Below are 16,043 nucleotides of genomic sequence, written 5' to 3'. Positions count from 1 at the left end.
GAGTGGCGGGTAAACGAAGGGCGTAAAAAAGCCGTGCGCGGCGCTTGCCGGGCACGGCTTTCATGGCGTTTGAACGCCAAAAACGATCAGCGCATGCCGGGCATCATGCCCTTCATCCCGCGCATCATCTTCATCAGGCCGCCGCCCTTGAGCTTCTTCATCATCGTGTTCATCTGGTCGTACTGGGCCAGCATGCGGTTCACTTCCTGCACCTGTACGCCGGCGCCGGCGGCGATGCGGCGCTTGCGGTTGGCCTTGATCAGCTCGGGCTTGGCGCGTTCGGCCGGCGTCATCGAGTCGATGATGCCGCACATGCGGCGCACCTGCTTCTCGGCCTGGTCCATGTTGGCGCCGGCCGCGGCCTGCTGGAACTGGGCCGGCAGCTTGTCGAGCAGGCCCGACATGCCACCCATCTTCTTCATCTGATTCAGTTGGGCGCGGAAGTCGTTCATGTCGAACTTGCCACCCGACTTGATCTTGTTGGCCATGTCGGTCGCGGCCTGCATGTCCACGCCCTTGCGCGCTTCTTCGACCAGGGCCAGGATGTCGCCCATGCCCAGCACGCGGTTGGCCATACGGGCCGGATCGAAGGCTTCGAGGCCGTCCAGCTTTTCCGAGACGCCGGCGAACTTGATCGGCTTGCCGGTCACGTGGCGCACCGACAGCGCCGCGCCGCCGCGCGAATCGCCATCGAGCTTGGTCAGCACCACGCCGGTCAGCGGCAGCGCGTCGTTGAAGGCCTTGGCGGTGTTGATCGCGTCCTGGCCGAGCATGGCGTCGACCACGAACAGCGTCTCGACCGGATTGACGGCGGCGTGCACCGCGGCGATCTCCTGCATCATCGCCTCGTCGATGCCCAGGCGGCCGGCGGTGTCGATGATCAGGACGTCGTGGTAGTGCTTTTTCGCCCAGTCGAGCGCATTGCGCGCGATGTCGACCGGCTTGTCGGTCGCGGAGGACGGGAAGAAGTCGGCGCCGACCTGCTTGGTAACCGATTCGAGCTGCGCGATTGCCGCCGGACGATACACGTCGGCGGAGACGGTCAGCACCTTTTTCTTCTTCTGTTCCTTGAGGTACTTGGCCAGCTTGCCGGTGGTGGTGGTTTTACCCACACCCTGCAGGCCGGCCATCAGGATGATCGCCGGCGGCTGCTGCGCGAACGACAGCTGGGCGGCTTCGGGGCCGAGGTCGGCGCCCATCAGGGCCGCCAGTTCCTTCTGCACCACGCCGACCAGGGCCTGGCCCGGCGACAGCGAGCCGATGACTTCCTCGCCCAGTGCTTTCTGCTTCACGTTGGCGATGAATTCGCGCACCGCCGGCAGCGCCACGTCGGCCTCGAGCAGGGCCATGCGCACTTCGCGCAGCATCTCCGCGGTGTTGGCTTCGGTCAGGCGCGCCTCGCCGCGCATGGTCTTGACGACCTTGGCAAGACGTTGGGTTAAGTTATCCAGCATGTTCTACCTTCGACTGATATATAGGTGCGACTCAGGGAAGAAATTCCGAGCGGCCAAATCGCCATTTTACCCCATGTCGGGGCGTATTTTCGCTGGACAAGACCGAGTGTTGGGGCTCACGCAAGCGCATGGCTGACTCGGTTTCCGCGCCTGCCCGGTATTCCCGGCCGTCCGGGATGGTGTAGACTCGCGCGTATGCAAATCACCTTCTTCATTGCCGCTGCGATCCTGTATGCGGTATGCACCCTGCTGCCGTCGCGGCAGGGCGCAGTCATTTCAGGCGTCACCGCGCTGGCATGGGCGCTGCACGGCGCGGCCTTGTGGCCCGACATGCTCGCGCACGGCACGCTGCGGGTCGGCTTCGCCTTCATGCTGTCGGCCGCGCTGTGGATCTCGGTGGCCGCCTGGTGGGTCGAGAACCGCAATTTCGCGCTGGACGGCATGCGCCGCATGGTGATGCCGTTCGCCGCGCTGGCCGCGATCCTGCCGCCGCTGTTCCCGGGCAGCCTGATGCCGGTGCAGGACCAGTCGCCGGCCTTCGCCTGGCACGTCGCCGTGGCCGTGCTGGCCTACAGCACGCTCACCATCGCCGCCTTCCACGCCGTGCTGATGGCCTTCCAGGAGTCGCGCCTGCACACGCGCGGCGCCGCCGGCGGCGGCTGGCTGGCCGCCGCGATCGACCAGCTGCCGGCCCTGCTGACCATGGAAAAGCTGCTCTTCCGGATGATCGGCATCGGCTTCGTCCTGCTCAGCCTGACCGTGCTGTCGGGCGTGGTCTTTTCCGAACAGCTGTTCGGGCGCGCGCTGCGCTGGGACCACAAGAACGTGTTCGCGCTGCTGTCCTGGATCCTGTTCGCCGCGCTGCTGGCCGGGCGCCGCTGGCGCGGCTGGCGCGGCAAGACCGCGCTGCGCTTCACGCTGGCGGGTTTCGCCACCCTGGCGCTGGCTTATGTCGGCAGCCGTTTCGTGTTTGAAGTCGTTCTGCATCGGGGGTTCGTATGACGCGGCTGTTATTCTGGATTGCGCTCATCGTCCTCGTGGTGATGGCGGTACGCAGCAAACTGCGCGCGATGACCGCGCCGCGCTCGCCCGGACCCGTGCCGGGACCGCAGCCCAATATGCAGCCCGGTGCGCAGCCCGGCGCGCAGGCCAACTGGCAGCGCGTCCCGGACCAGTCCGAGCGCATGTCCTGCTGCGCCCAGTGCGGCGTCTATTTTCCCTCGTCCGAGGCGGTCAGCGCCAACGGCCGCGAGTACTGCTGCGCCGCGCATGCGCGTCACTGATGCGCCGCTGATGCGCCGGCTCGATCCGCACGTTGTGGTTTTTGCATGAGGCGCTGGCCCGCGCTGTCCGCCGAGTCGCGCGCGACCTTCTGGCGCTCGCTGCAGACCTTCACCGTGACGCGGATCGTGATCACGCTGGTGCTGCTGCTGTACATCAGCTTCGACGCGCGCTACGGCCGCGGCATCGGCGACACCTATCCCGAGACCTGTGTCGCCTACCTGGCCGCGGCGCTGCTGTTCGCCGGCCTGACGTACTTCTGGCGCCGCCGCTTCGTGCTGCAGCTGCTGTGCCAGATCCTGACCGACATCGGCGTGATCTCGCTGCTGTACGTCGCCGCCGGCGGGGTGCGTAGCGGGCTCGGCCTGCTGTACCTGTTCCCGCTGGCCGGCGCGGCGATCCTGGCGCCGCTGCTGCTGGCGCTGTTCTCGGCCGCGCTGGCGACCCTGTTCGTGCTCGGCGAAAGCGCCTGGAACCTGCTGCTGGGCGGCGAAGCCGCGCTGATGCAGGCCGGGATCAGCGGCGCCGCCTTTTTTGCGCTGGTGCTGGTGGTGAACCGCCTGGCGGCGCGCCTGATCAACCAGGAAGAGCTGGCCGCGCGCCGCGGCGCCGACCTGCGCATCCAGCAGGCGATCTACCGCATCGTGGTGGACGACGTCGACGACGGCATCCTGGTGCTCGGGCGCGACGGCTCCCTGTTCGGCGCCAACCCGGCGGCGCGGCGCATGCTCGGGCTGGAGTCCGAGCTGGGCGAGGAGGGCGCGGGCCTGCGCCTGGCCGACCTCGGCGCGCTCGAGCCGGTGGCGCAGAGTTTCGAGGCCTGGCTCGGCAGCCTTGATGCCAGGGCGGCGCAACCCACCGGCTACGTGACGGTCAAGCGCTGGCACGAGCCGCACGGCCCGGCGCGCGGCCGGCTCGACCAGCCGGTGCACCTCAAGTTGCGCTTCGCGCGCGTGGATGCGGCGGGCAGCACCGCCAACGCCGCCGACGAGCGCAGCGTGATCTTCCTGCAGGACGTGAGCGCGATCGAAAACCAGGCACAGCAGCTCAAGCTGGCGTCGATGGGGCGCCTGACCGCCAGCATCGCGCACGAGGTGAGGAATCCGCTGTCGGCGATCGGCCACGCGACCTCGCTGCTGGCCGAAGACCTGCACGGACCGGCCGAACAGCGCCTGCTGCGCATCGTGAACGACAACGTGGCGCGCGTGAACCGCATGGTCGAGGACATCCTCAAGCTGTCGCGCAAGGTGCAGCCGAACGGCGAGCCGGTGGCGCTGGCCGGCTTCCTGGCCGAGCTCAAGGCCGAGTTCACCGAAACCCACGGTTTGAAAGCGGACATGGTCTGGATCGGCGCCGATGGCGGCCGCAGCGTGCGCTTCGACGGCCTGCACCTGCGCGAAGTGCTGGTCAACCTGCTCGGCAACGCGGTGCGCTACGCCAGCGGCGCACCGGGCAGCATCCGCGTGTTCCCCGTGCCCGACGCCACCGGGCGCATCGAGCTGCACGTGCAGGACGACGGCCCCGGCATCACGCCGGAAGTGCGCGCCCACCTGTTCGAGCCGTTTTATACGACCTCGAGCAAGGGCACCGGCCTGGGACTGTACCTGGCGCGCGAGCTGTGCCTGAACAACGGCGCCATGCTCGATTACGAATACCGCGCCGACGAGTCCGCCGGCGGTACGGCGGGCGGGCGCTTCGTGATCACTTTCGCGGCATCTTAAAATACAACCATATAGTCACGGAGATTGCTTGCGATGAGTGCACCCCGCATTTTGGTTGTGGACGACGAAGCGGATTTGCGCGAGCTGCTCGAGATCACCCTGCTCAAGATGGGCCTGGACGTCGACAGCGCCGCCACCGTGCGCGAGGCGCGCGGCCTGCTCGGGCAAAAAGAGTACGCGCTGGTGCTGACCGACATGCGCCTGCCCGACGGCATGGGCCTGGAGCTGGTGCGCGAGGTGGCCGGCAACCATCGCCATACGCCGATCGCCGTGATCACCGCCTACGGCAGCGCCGAGAACGCGGTGGTCGCGCTGAAAGCCGGCGCCTTCGACTACGTCTCCAAGCCGGTGGTGCTGGACGACCTGCGCCGGATGGTGCGCTCGGCCCTGAAGCTGCTTGATGCGGAAAGCGCGCAGGGCGCGCCGCACGCGGGCGGTTCGCGCCTGATCGGCGGTTCGCAGGCGATGCAGGCCTTGCGTGCACAGATCGAGCGGCTGGCGCGCTCGCAGGCGCCGATCGCCATCAACGGCGAATCGGGCAGCGGCAAGGAACTCGCGGCGCGCGAGATCCACGCCCAGAGCGCGCGCGCCGGCAAGGCGTTCGTGGCCGTCAATTGCGGCGCGATTCCGGAAGCGCTGATGGAAGCCGAGTTCTTCGGCTACCGCAAGGGCGCCTTCACCGGCGCCAACGACGAGCGCGACGGCTTCTTCCAGGCCGCCAGCGGCGGCACGCTGATGCTCGACGAGGTGGCCGACCTGCCGCTGGCGATGCAAGTCAAATTGCTGCGCGCGATCCAGGAGCGGCGCGTGCGCAAGATCGGCGCCACGGCCGAGGAAGCGGTCGACGTGCGCATCGTCAGCGCCACCCACAAGGACCTGGGCAAGCTGGTCGAGAACGGCGGGTTTCGCCAGGACTTGTTTTACCGGCTGAACGTGATCGAGCTGACCCTGCCGCCGCTGCGCGAACGCCTGGACGACTTGCCGTTGCTGACCGATGCGATCCTGGCGCGCCTGGCCGGACCGGGCAAGGCGCGCCTCGGCGCCGGCGTGCTCGAGGCGCTGCAAGCCTATTCCTTCCCGGGCAACGTGCGCGAACTGGAAAACGTGCTGGAGCGGGCGCTCGCCTTTGCCGATGATGGCGTGATCGAAGTCGGCGACCTGCTGCTCAAGGGCGCGCGCCTGGGCGACGCGGCCACGCGCGCGGACACGCCTGCGCGCGTGCAAGCGCCTGCGCATGCGCCCGCGCCCGAGGCCGTGCCCCCGGCGCCGTTGGCCACCGCCCCGGCCGCGCCCGCAACGGCTGAAGCGCCCGCAACCCCATCGGCCGCCGATCCGCTGCCCAGCAACCTGCCGGACTACCTGAGCCAGGTCGAGCGCGACATCATCCTGCGCGCCCTGAACCAGACCCAGTTCAACCGCACCCAGGCCGCGGGCCTGCTCGGCATCAGCGTGCGCCAGCTGCGCTACCAGATGCAGAAGCTGGACATCCAGGCGCCCGAAGCTTGAGATGACTCATGCAAGCCGCATGATGCCGCACGATTGAACGTGGTGTCGAAGGTGCGATTTCCGCACCATGGTTGCGCGCTCCGAACGGCATGTTAGTGCTCACTTCATGCGAAGCCCCCACATTCCTTGCATCGGCAAATGTCAAGGCTGAGCCAGTAAAAAAATCCGAAGACCGATCTCTTTGATATTGGCAAATATCGACTACAATTAGGCCTATACAGCGATCGAACACTATATCTAGTGGTCGGTCCAAGAAAAGAAACAGAAGCAGGAACAGCAGCAAGAGGGGCCCGTGCCCGGCGCGTTCGACATGGTGCTCCTTTTTCCAGTTTCCAAAAAGTTATCAGGCTGCCAACTTTAGCGTGTTGGCAGCATCCATTTGTAACCCTGTGATGGCCGCTCGTCATCCCTGGAGGCTCAATGCAAACATCTACGGACATTTCCACCCTTCCCGACGCAACCGAACTGGTTGAAGGCGGCGACTATCGCATCATCCGCCGCAACGGCGCCGTGGTGCCGTTCCAGCCCAGCAAGATCGAGGTCGCGCTGACCAAGGCCTTCCTGGCCGTGAACGGCGAACAGCACCGCGACTCGGCGCGCGTGCGCGAACTGGTCGCCCAGCTGACCAACAACGCGGTGTCGGCGCTGGTGCGGCGCCAGCCGAACGGCGGCACCTTCCACATCGAAGATGTGCAGGACCAGGTGGAACTGTCCCTGATGCGCTCGGGCGAGCATGAAGTCGCGCGCGAGTACGTGCTGTACCGCGCCAAGCGCATGGACGAGCGCCGCGCCGCGCGCGAAGCGACCGGCGCCAACGGCAGCGCTGCGCCGCAATTCACGGTGGTCGACGGCGGCGTGCGCCGCGCGCTCGACATGAACGAGGTCGCCGGCCTGATCAACGCTGCCTGCGTCGGCCTGGAAAAGCACGTCGACGCCGACGCCATCCTGGCCGAGACCGTCAAGAACCTGTACGACGGCGTGCCGGTCGAGGAACTGCACAAGTCCGCGATCCTGGCTGCGCGCGCGCTGATGGAAAAAGACCCGGCCTACAGCCAGGTCACCGCGCGCATCTTGCTGCACACGATCCGCAAGGAAGTGTTCGGCAAGGAAGTCCCGCAAGCCGGCGCCGCCGCCGAATACGTCACCTACTTCCCGCAGTACATCGCCAAGGGCATAGCCGCCGAGCTGCTCGACGAGGAACTCGGCAAGTTCGACCTGCAGAAGCTGGCCAAGGCGATCGTCGCCGACCGCGACCTGCAATTCGGCTACATCGGCCTGCAGACCCTGTACGACCGCTACTTCCTGCACATCCGCGAAACCCGCATCGAGATGCCGCAGGCGTTCTACATGCGCGTCGCGATGGGCCTGTCGCTGCGCGAGGAAAACCGCGAAGCGCGCGCGATCGAGTTCTACAACCTGCTGTCGACCTTCGACTTCATGAGCTCGACCCCGACCCTGTTCAACTCGGGCACGCGCCGCTCGCAGCTGTCGTCGTGCTACCTGACCACCGTCGCCGACGACCTGGAAGGCATCTACGACGCGATCAAGGAAAACGCGCTGCTGTCGAAGTTCGCCGGCGGCCTGGGCAACGACTGGACCCCGGTGCGTGCGATGGGTTCGCGCATCAAGGGCACCAACGGCAAATCGCAAGGCGTGGTGCCGTTCCTGAAAGTGGCCAACGACACCGCGGTGGCGGTCAACCAGGGCGGCAAGCGCAAGGGCGCGGTCTGCGGCTACCTGGAAACCTGGCACCTGGACATCGAGGAATTCCTCGACCTGCGCAAGAACACCGGCGACGACCGCCGCCGCACCCACGACATGAACACCGCGAACTGGATTCCGGACCTGTTCATGAAGCGCGTGATGGAAAAGGGTTCCTGGAGCCTGTTCTCGCCGTCCGAAGTGCCGGACCTGCACGACAAGGTCGGCCAGGACTTCGAGCAAGCCTACGTGGCGTACGAAGCCCGTGCGGCGCGCGGCGAAATGACCGTGTACAAGAAAGTCGAAGCGCTCGACTTGTGGCGCAAGATGCTGTCGATGCTGTTCGAAACCGGCCACCCGTGGATCACGTTCAAGGATCCGTGCAACATCCGTTCGCCGCAGCAGCACGTCGGCGTGGTGCACTCGTCGAACCTGTGCACCGAGATCACCCTCAACACCAACGAGGAAGAGATCGCGGTCTGCAACCTGGGTTCGGTCAACATGCCGGCCCACATGAAGGGCGACGGCCTGGACGTGGTCAAGCTGCAAAAGACCATCCGCACCGCGATGCGCATGCTCGACAACGTCATCGACATCAATTACTACGCCGTCGACAAGGCGCGCAACTCGAACCTGCGCCACCGTCCGGTCGGACTGGGCATCATGGGCTTCCAGGACTGCCTGCACATGATGCGCGTGCCGTTCGCGTCGGATAAAGCCGTGGAATTCGCCGACCGCTCGATGGAAGCTGTCTGCTACTACGCCTACCTGGCCTCGACCGAGCTGGCCGAAGAGCGCGGCCGCTACGGTTCGTACGAGGGTTCGCTGTGGGACCGCGGCATCCTGCCGCAGGATTCGATCAAGCTGCTGGCCGAAGCGCGCGGCGCCGAGTACCTGCAGCAAGACACGTCCGAGACCATGGACTGGCCGCTGGTGCGCAACCGCATCAAGCAGTTCGGCATGCGCAACTCGAACTGCGTGGCGATCGCCCCGACCGCGACGATCTCGAACATCATCGGCGTGTCGGCCTGCATCGAGCCGACCTTCCAGAACCTGTACGTGAAGTCGAACCTGTCGGGCGAGTTCACCGAGATCAACTCGTACCTGGTGCGCGACCTGAAGGCGCGCGGCCTGTGGGACGAGGTCATGATCAACGACCTGAAATACTTCGACGGCTCGCTGTCGCGTATCGACCGTGTGCCGCAGGACCTGCGCGACATCTACGCGACCGCGTTCGAAGTCGAGCCGAAGTGGCTGGTCGAAGCCGCCTCGCGCCGCCAGAAGTGGATCGACCAGGCCCAGTCGCTGAACATCTACATGGCCGGCGCCTCGGGCAAGAAGCTGGACGAGACCTACAAGCTGGCCTGGCTGCGCGGCCTGAAGACGACCTACTACCTGCGCACCATCGCGGCGACGCACATGGAGAAGTCGACCACCCGCACCGGCGCGCTGAACGCGGTGCCGGTCGACGGCGGCCTGGCAGCCGGTGCGGCGGCCGCGGCCGCGGCCAGTGCGGCGATGTCGGCGCCGGCCCCGGCCCCGACGGCTTCGGCCGAGATCGTCGACGGTGCGGCCTGCTACCTGCGTCCGGGCGACGCCGGTTTCGACGAGTGCGAAGCCTGCCAGTAATCCTATGATCCGCCGCTCCTGCGTGTGCAGGGCGGCGTCACACCCGAATAATCAAGAAGGAACACATCATGGCTCTCTCCTGGGACGATGAACCGGTCGCAGCACCGGCCCCCGCAGCCGGCGCGGTTGCCAACGCAAGCGCCGCCGAAGCCTCCACCGCCGACGTCGCCAAGCGCGTGAACGCCGACGACAAGCGCATCATCAACGGCCAGACCGACGTCAACCAGCTGGTCCCGTTCAAATACAAATGGGCCTGGGACAAGTACCTGGCCGGCTGCGCCAACCACTGGATGCCGCAGGAAGTGAACATGCAGCGCGACATCGAGCTGTGGAAGAACCCGAACGGCCTGACCGAAGACGAGCGCCGCATCGTCAAGCGCAACCTGGGCTTCTTCGTCACCGCCGACTCGCTGGCCGCCAACAACATCGTGCTGGGCACCTACCGCCACATCACGGCGCCGGAATGCCGCCAGTACCTGCTGCGCCAGGCGTTCGAAGAGGCGATCCACACCCACGCCTATCAATACATCGTCGAATCGCTGGGCCTGGACGAGAAGGAAATCTTCAACGCCTACAACGAGATCCCGTCGATCCGCGACAAGGACCAGTTCCTGATCCCGTTCATCGAGGCCATCAACGATCCGCAATTCCACACCGGCACGCTGGAAAACGACCAGAAGCTGCTCAAGTCGATCATCGTGTTCGCCTGCCTGATGGAAGGCCTGTTCTTCTACGTCGGCTTCACGCAGATCCTGGCGCTCGGCCGCCAGAACAAGATGACCGGCGCCGCCGAGCAGTACCAGTACATCCTGCGCGACGAGTCGATGCACTGCAACTTCGGCATCGACCTGATCAACACGATCAAGATGGAAAACCCGCAGCTGTGGACCTTTGAATTCAAGGAAGACATCAAGCAGCTGTTCGTGAAGGCCGTCGAGCTCGAGTACCGCTACGCCGAAGACACCATGCCGCGCGGCGTGCTGGGCCTGAACGCAGCGATGTTCAAGGGCTACCTGCGCTTCATCGCCAACCGCCGCGCCGTCCAGATCGGCCTGGAGCCGCTGTTCCCGAACGAGGAAAACCCGTTCCCGTGGATGAGCGAGATGATCGACCTGAAGAAGGAGCGCAACTTCTTCGAGACGCGCGTGACCGAGTACCAGACGGGTGGGGCGCTCAGTTGGGACTAAGCTGGGATTGATTTCCTGCTCGACCGTATCGTCTGCAAAGCCCGCCGCCCGGCGGGCTTTTTCTTTGGCGGAGCAGGACATCGAGGCGTCATGTGGCCGTGCTATCCTGCCGCCATGCTCACCAGTCCGCTCCTGCACCAGACCCCGCATATCCTGCACGGCTTCGGCACCCGCCACGACGACCTGGCGGCCTGCTTTCCCGCGCTGTGGCCGCGCCGCCCGATCCAGCACGAGCGCCACGGCACGCGCATCGCCATCGTGACCGAGCCGAACCAGGACGGGGGCGAGGCCGACGGCATGTTCACCGACCGGCCCGGCCTGCTGCTGGCGATCGCCACCGCCGATTGCGTGCCGATCCTGCTGGCGCGCCGCGACGGCGCCGAAGTCGCGGCGCTGCACGCCGGCTGGCGCGGCGCGATGCACGGCATCGTCGATGCGTTCGCCGATCTCGTGCGCACGCGCGGGGGCGCGCCCGGCGACTGGATCGCGGCGGCCGGACCGGCCGCGCACGCGTGCTGCTACCAGGTCGGACCGGAAGTGGTCGACGGCTTCGTCGAGCGCTGGGGCTTCGCCCCCGAGGTCGTGGCGCCGCGTCCGCGCATGCTCGACCTGCCGGCGATCGTGCGCCTGCAGCTTGCGCGCGCCGGGTTCGCCAGCATCGATGCGCGCACCGAATGCACGATGTGCCACCAGCGTGACGACGGCCACCACACCTTCCACAGCTACCGCCGCGACCGCGCGACGCGCACGCCGGTGGTCGACGTGCACTGGTCGGCGATCGCCATCGCGCCACGTTGATCGTTCGCTGACGCGGCCTGCGAGGCGCCCGCGCACACGCGCGTGCGCACGCGTGCTCCACAAGCTTGGCACTGAGGCTATCATGCGCTGAAATCGAACAGCACAGCCATGACCGGCCCAGGAGACTTCGCATGACCGACCGCTTCGCCCTGCATGTCGCATCCGATGCCGACGACGCCGACGCCGGCTTTCGCGCCGGCCTGCTGCGGGCGATCGCGCAGTGCGACGACCTGGCGCAGGTAGCGGCCTTCGGCGCCGGCGACGCCCAGTCGAGGGCTTTCAAGGACGCCTTGCGCCAGCTCGGCTACCGCGGCGGTGTCGACCACATCGCACCCGGCCGCCCGCAGGACATCGAACGTTTCGGCACCCTGCTCCAGACCTCGCCCGACCTCGCGCGCCTGGCCTGGCGCCGCCTCGGCCTGGCCGGTGCAGGCGGGCGCCGCTACAGCTTGTGCGGCATCGCGCACGCCACCGCAGCGCACGCCGACATGAGCGCGATCGCCGGCCTGCTTGCCGCGCCGCTGCGCAGCTGGGACGCGCTGATCTGTCCCTCGCGCGTGGTGCGCGACAGCGTGCGCGCGATCCTCGAGCGCCAGGGGGCCTACCTGGCCGCGCGCTTCGGCGCCACGCGCTTCGAGCTGCCGCAGCTGCCTTTGATCGCGCCCGGCGTGCACAGCCGCGACTTCGTCTTCGACGACGCCCAACGCCACGGCGCGCGCGCGCGCTTCGGCATTGGCGCGGACGACGTCGCCTTCCTGCACGCCGGCCGCCTGTCCTTCCACGGCGATGCGCACCCGCAGCAGATGCTGGTCGCGCTGGAGCGCGCCGCCATGGCCGGCCGCGCCGTGCACCTGCTGCTGTGCGGGCGCTTCGACGAAGCCGGCGCCGAACACGGTTTGCGCGAAGCGGCTGCCGTGCTGGCCCCGTCGGTCAAGCTGACCATGCTCGACGCGCATCCCGACCATCACGTCGACGCATGGGCCGCGGCCGACGTCTTCACCGCGATGGCGGACAGCGTGCAGGACTGCGCCGCGCCGCTGCTGCAGGCGATGGCGGCCGGGCTGCCGTGCGTGGTCAGCGATTGGGGCGCATACCGCGACACCGTGCGCGATGGCGTCGAGGGTATCGTGATCCCGACCGTGATGCCCGGACCGGGCGCCGGGCTTGATCTCGCGCAGCGTTACGACGATGGCGTGGACAGCTACGACCAGTATTGCGGTCATACCAGCCATGCGGTGGCGGTGGACGGCGCGGCGCTCGCGCAGGCTTACGAACGCTTGAGTGCAAGCGCCGGCCTGCGTCGCGAACTCGGCGACAACGCGCGCCGGCGTGCGCAGGGCGCGCACGATTGGGCGGTCGTGCTGGGACGTTACCGCCAGCTGTGGAGCGAGCTCGATGAACGGCGCCGCGCCGATCCGGTCCTGACCCCGGCGCCGGCGCAGGTGGAGCCCGACCGGCTCGACCCGTTCGTACTGTTCGCCAGCTACCCGAGTGCGCGCATCACGCCGGCGTCGCTGGTGGAACTGACGCCGCACGCTTCGCTGGCTTTGCTGCGCCAGTACCGCGAGCTGGCGATCAACCGGTTTGCGCAAGCATCGCTGCCGACGCTCGAAGAATTCGGCCTGATCTTCGGCTCGATCGAATCGCAGCCGATGCAGGTCGACGAACTGCTCGATACCCTCGGGCCTTGCGATCGGCCGACGCTGCTGCGCGGTCTGGCATGGTTGTGCAAGATGGATTTATTGAGGATATCGCCGCCCGAGGAAACTTGAGCGGCGCTGCATAGCGCCCGTAGATAAAGGCGCTATGCGAAATTGCAGTCGGGTGTGGCCTTATTTGCCCGACTTGTTGGGCGCGCTTGTTTTTGGAGACTAAGCAGAAGGATGAAAGGAATCGCACGTGATCGCAGCGATTGATTCGTATTGAAGATATCGCCGGTTCGCCGTTGACAAGTGCATGAAAAATATTGTGTGCGGGTTGCGCACTGACAAGGTTTTCGTGTACTTTACGTGATTGAATTTGTCAAAACGTGAACACGCCAATCGAATAGGGCGTCAAACGTGGAGCAAACCGATCAAAAATGGGACGCTGATTCATTCAGTATGCACGTAAGCTTAGCGAAAAGAACAAGCCGCATTGCCTGAACCGGATTCGGGCATGGCGGCTTTTTCTTTTCGCAGCGCTGTGTGCGGCGATGTAATCAGCGGCATGAACCATCGAACTTTAGTCGTTTCGGTCGTCGGCGACGACGATAGCTGAAGCGTTGCGAACTAGGGGATTTCGCAAAACCTGTGACAGGTTTTTCGAGCTTCCCTTTGAGAAGTCGCAGCAATTCAGCTGGTGCCGGATTCATTGACGTACACCCACGTGTGCGCCGATGAATAATTCGCCCGACCAAGCAGACCGGGTTGGACGGGTTCAAACCTTGTAGCGCATTTTCTCATCGCAGAGAAGGAGTACATAAAATGGCAACAGCCGCTAAGAAACCAGCAGCAAAAGCCGCCGCTAAGCCGGCCGCAAAAGCTGCAGCAGCAGAAAAACCCGTCGCAAAGAAAGCCGCCGCAAAACCGGCAGCTAAACCAGCTGCCAAAGCCGCAGCAAAGCCGGCAGCCAAGCCCGCCGCGAAACCGGCTGCAAAGAAAACCGCTGCCACCAATACCGCAGTGACCAAGTCGACCGCCGCCAAATCGACCGCCGCCAAATCGACCGCCGCCAAATCGACCGCCGCCAAATCGACGCCAGCTAAATCGACCGCTACCAAATCGACCGCGGCCAAGACCCTGGCTTCGAAGTCGACCGCCGCCAAGTCGCCGCGCACCAAATCGGCCGCTGCCAAGACGCTGGCAAGCAAGTCGACCGCCGCCAAAGGCGCCGCCACCAAGTCGGCTGCCACCAAGTCGGCAGCAAGCAAGGGCGCTGCGACCAAGACCGCAGCCTCCAAGACCGCCGCCAAAGGCGCAGCCGCCAAGTCGACCGCGACCAAGACCGCAGCCACCAAGACTGCAACCACCAAGACTGCAGCCACCAAGACCGCCGCCAAAGGCGCAGCCGCCAAGTCGAGCGCAAGCAAGACGGCAGCAACCAAATCGACCGCAGCCAAATCGACCGCCACCAAGTCGACCGCAGCTAAATCGACCGCCACCAAGTCGACCGCAGCTAAATCGACCCCAGCTAAATCGACCGCAGCTAAATCGAGCGCGACCAAAGGCGCCGCTACCAAGACCGCCGCCAAGGGCGCTGCCGCCAAATCGACTACGACCAATTCGACCGCGACCAAGACCGCAGCAACCAAGTCGACCGCCGCCAAGGCGCCGGCAACCAAGTCGGCTGCAACCAAGTCGGCTGCAACCAAGTCGACCGCCGCCAAGGCACCGGCAACCAAGTCGGCTGCAACCAAATCGGCTGCAACCAAATCGGCTGCAACCAAGTCGACCGCCGCCAAGACGCCGGCCGCCAAGTCGACCGCGACCGCAAGCAAATCGGCTGCAAGCAAATCGGCTGCAAGCAAATCGACCGCGACCGCAACCAAATCGACCGCGACCGCAAGCAAATCGGCCGCAAGCAAATCGGCTCCAACCAAGTCGACCGCCGCCAAGACCCCGGCCACGAAGTCGGCTGCAACCAAATCGACCGCGACTGCGACCAAGACCGCAGCCACCAAGTCGACCGCCGCCGCCAAGGCCCCGGCCGCCAAGTCGGCTGCAACCAAATCGACCGCGACCAAGTCCGCTGCAACCCAGCCGGCTGCCACCAAGTCGGCTGCCACCAAGTCGGCTGCAACCAAGTCGACCGCGACCAAAACCGCTGCGACCAAGTCGACCGCCGCCGCCAAGACCGCCGAAGCCCAGCCGGAAGTGAAGGCCGACAGCGCCGCCGCTGCCCCGGCCGCCAAGACTACCGCCGCCAAGACTCCGGCCGCGAAGAAGCCGGCCGCCAAGAAGTCGAGCGCCGCCAAGTCGGCTGCGCCGAAGGCCGACGCCCAACCGCAAGCCAAAGACGACGCCAAGCCGGAAGCCAAGGCCGACGCCAAGTCGGACGGCGCCCAGCCGGCGGCCAAGTCGGTGATCGCACCGGCCGCCTGGCCGTTCCCGACCAGCAGCCGTCCGTAATCCGGGCAGTCCGCGCCTGGTTCAGGCAAAATACCGCTGTGTGAGGCGCGCGCAACGCGTCCGCACGGCGGTTTTTTTATTCAAGGAGTCTTTGTGCTGCCCATTCTTCAGATGATCGTCGACGCCGTAGCGGGCGTCCTCGGCGGCGTCCTGCTGCTGCGGTTCTGGATGCAGGTGATCCGCGTGCGCCCGCCGGCCTCGGTCGGCCAATTCACGTTCACGTTGTCGGACTGGCTGGTGCGGCCGCTGCGCCGCGTCGTGCCGGGCATGGGGGGCTATGATTGGGCCAGCCTGATCGGCGCCTTCCTGGTAGTGCTGGCCGCCAGCTCGCTGATGCTGCTGTATGGCGCAAGCGGCCAGGCGGTCGTGCTGTACGCGCTGCTGCGCTTCGTGAACTGGATCGTCTACGGCTTCATGGGGCTCCTGATCATCGAAGTGATCTTCAGCTGGGTGAACCCGGATGCGCCGCTGGCGCCGTTCGTGCGGGCGCTCAACGACCCGCTGCTGCGCCCGATCCGGCGCGTGGTGCCGGCGATCGGCGGGATCGATTTCTCGGTGCTGATCGCCCTGGTCCTGCTGCAGATCATTCAGTACCTGGTGCGGCAAGCGATCTTCTGATGGCGTCGCGCCCGCGCGCATGCGTGCGCGCGCGGGCCT

Annotated in this window: 12 protein-coding genes; 10 read left to right on the top strand and 2 right to left on the bottom strand. The window is 66.1% G+C overall.

Annotated elements, in window-relative coordinates:
- Window positions 1–86 precede the first annotated feature (86 nt).
- The gene (ffh, locus tag FA90_RS15475; protein WP_036170143.1) at window positions 87–1,454 is read right to left on the bottom strand and encodes a signal recognition particle protein; all 1,368 of its coding nucleotides are present in this window, start codon (window positions 1,452–1,454) and stop codon (window positions 87–89) included.
- A gap of 195 nt (window positions 1,455–1,649) precedes the next feature.
- On the opposite strand from ffh, the gene FA90_RS15470 reads away from it, so the two are divergent.
- The 8 genes from FA90_RS15470 (at window position 1,650) to FA90_RS15435 (ending at window position 13,049) form a co-directional block, all read left to right on the top strand.
- Window positions 1,650–2,456 (top strand): inner membrane protein YpjD, encoded by an 807-nt coding sequence (locus tag FA90_RS15470; protein ID WP_036170142.1) that lies wholly within the window; start codon window positions 1,650–1,652, stop codon window positions 2,454–2,456.
- Entirely contained in the window at window positions 2,453–2,737 is a 285-nt protein-coding gene (locus FA90_RS15465) for a PP0621 family protein (protein ID WP_036170140.1), read from the top strand. Before FA90_RS15470 ends, FA90_RS15465 begins: the two co-directional genes overlap by 4 nt.
- Window positions 2,738–2,782: 45 nt before the next feature.
- Complete coding sequence (locus FA90_RS15460; protein WP_036170137.1) at window positions 2,783–4,456, top strand: PAS domain-containing sensor histidine kinase; 1,674 nt, start codon at window positions 2,783–2,785, stop codon at window positions 4,454–4,456.
- Window positions 4,457–4,489: 33 nt separating this feature from the next.
- Window positions 4,490–5,962 carry a sigma-54 dependent transcriptional regulator gene (locus FA90_RS15455; RefSeq protein ID WP_036170134.1) on the top strand — a complete coding sequence of 491 codons (1,473 nt, stop codon included), beginning with the start codon at window positions 4,490–4,492 and terminating at the stop codon, window positions 5,960–5,962.
- Window positions 5,963–6,382: 420 nt separating this feature from the next.
- Window positions 6,383–9,292: a ribonucleoside-diphosphate reductase subunit alpha gene (locus tag FA90_RS15450; RefSeq protein ID WP_036170131.1), complete on the top strand. Its 2,910-nt coding sequence runs from the start codon at window positions 6,383–6,385 to the stop codon at window positions 9,290–9,292.
- A 68-nt stretch (window positions 9,293–9,360) separates the two neighbouring features.
- Window positions 9,361–10,479: a ribonucleotide-diphosphate reductase subunit beta gene (locus FA90_RS15445; RefSeq protein ID WP_036170130.1), complete on the top strand. Its 1,119-nt coding sequence runs from the start codon at window positions 9,361–9,363 to the stop codon at window positions 10,477–10,479.
- 90 nt (window positions 10,480–10,569) lie between these two features.
- Entirely contained in the window at window positions 10,570–11,277 is a 708-nt protein-coding gene (pgeF, locus tag FA90_RS15440; RefSeq protein ID WP_051971833.1) for a peptidoglycan editing factor PgeF, read from the top strand.
- A gap of 131 nt (window positions 11,278–11,408) precedes the next feature.
- Window positions 11,409–13,049, top strand: a complete 1,641-nt coding sequence (locus FA90_RS15435; RefSeq protein WP_051971832.1) for a glycosyltransferase family 4 protein — start codon at window positions 11,409–11,411, stop codon at window positions 13,047–13,049.
- Between the two features lie 668 nt (window positions 13,050–13,717).
- On the opposite strand, the gene FA90_RS26530 is transcribed toward FA90_RS15435, so the two are convergent.
- Window positions 13,718–13,948 (bottom strand): hypothetical protein, encoded by a 231-nt coding sequence (locus FA90_RS26530; protein WP_156116726.1) that lies wholly within the window; start codon window positions 13,946–13,948, stop codon window positions 13,718–13,720.
- On the opposite strand from FA90_RS26530, the gene FA90_RS27330 reads away from it, so the two are divergent.
- Window positions 13,941–15,386: a hypothetical protein gene (locus FA90_RS27330; protein WP_051971831.1), complete on the top strand. Its 1,446-nt coding sequence runs from the start codon at window positions 13,941–13,943 to the stop codon at window positions 15,384–15,386. The two genes, FA90_RS26530 and FA90_RS27330, sit on opposite strands and share 8 nt — an antisense overlap.
- A 111-nt stretch (window positions 15,387–15,497) precedes the next feature.
- On the top strand, window positions 15,498–16,004 hold the full coding sequence (locus FA90_RS15425; protein WP_036170127.1) for a YggT family protein: 507 nt from the start codon (window positions 15,498–15,500) through the stop codon (window positions 16,002–16,004).
- Window positions 16,005–16,043 lie beyond the last annotated feature (39 nt).

Origin of the sequence: Massilia sp. 9096, assembly GCF_000745265.1 — a bacterium.
GTDB lineage: Bacteria > Pseudomonadota > Gammaproteobacteria > Burkholderiales > Burkholderiaceae_D > Telluria.
Note: the sequence above shows the minus strand (reverse complement) of the source record. Positions and strands in the feature narration are given on the sequence as shown.

Excerpts from the sequence above, each read along its gene's own strand:
- ffh (WP_036170143.1), bottom strand. The coding sequence starts at position 1,454 with ATGCTGGATAACTTAACCCAACGTCTTGCCAAGGTCGTCAAGACCATG.
- FA90_RS15470 (WP_036170142.1), top strand. The coding sequence starts at position 1,650 with ATGCAAATCACCTTCTTCATTGCCGCTGCGATCCTGTATGCGGTATGC.
- FA90_RS15465 (WP_036170140.1), top strand. The coding sequence starts at position 2,453 with ATGACGCGGCTGTTATTCTGGATTGCGCTCATCGTCCTCGTGGTGATG.
- FA90_RS15460 (WP_036170137.1), top strand. The coding sequence starts at position 2,783 with ATGAGGCGCTGGCCCGCGCTGTCCGCCGAGTCGCGCGCGACCTTCTGG.
- FA90_RS15455 (WP_036170134.1), top strand. The coding sequence starts at position 4,490 with ATGAGTGCACCCCGCATTTTGGTTGTGGACGACGAAGCGGATTTGCGC.
- FA90_RS15450 (WP_036170131.1), top strand. The coding sequence starts at position 6,383 with ATGCAAACATCTACGGACATTTCCACCCTTCCCGACGCAACCGAACTG.
- FA90_RS15445 (WP_036170130.1), top strand. The coding sequence starts at position 9,361 with ATGGCTCTCTCCTGGGACGATGAACCGGTCGCAGCACCGGCCCCCGCA.
- pgeF (WP_051971833.1), top strand. The coding sequence starts at position 10,570 with ATGTGGCCGTGCTATCCTGCCGCCATGCTCACCAGTCCGCTCCTGCAC.
- FA90_RS15435 (WP_051971832.1), top strand. The coding sequence starts at position 11,409 with ATGACCGACCGCTTCGCCCTGCATGTCGCATCCGATGCCGACGACGCC.
- FA90_RS15425 (WP_036170127.1), top strand. The coding sequence starts at position 15,498 with ATGATCGTCGACGCCGTAGCGGGCGTCCTCGGCGGCGTCCTGCTGCTG.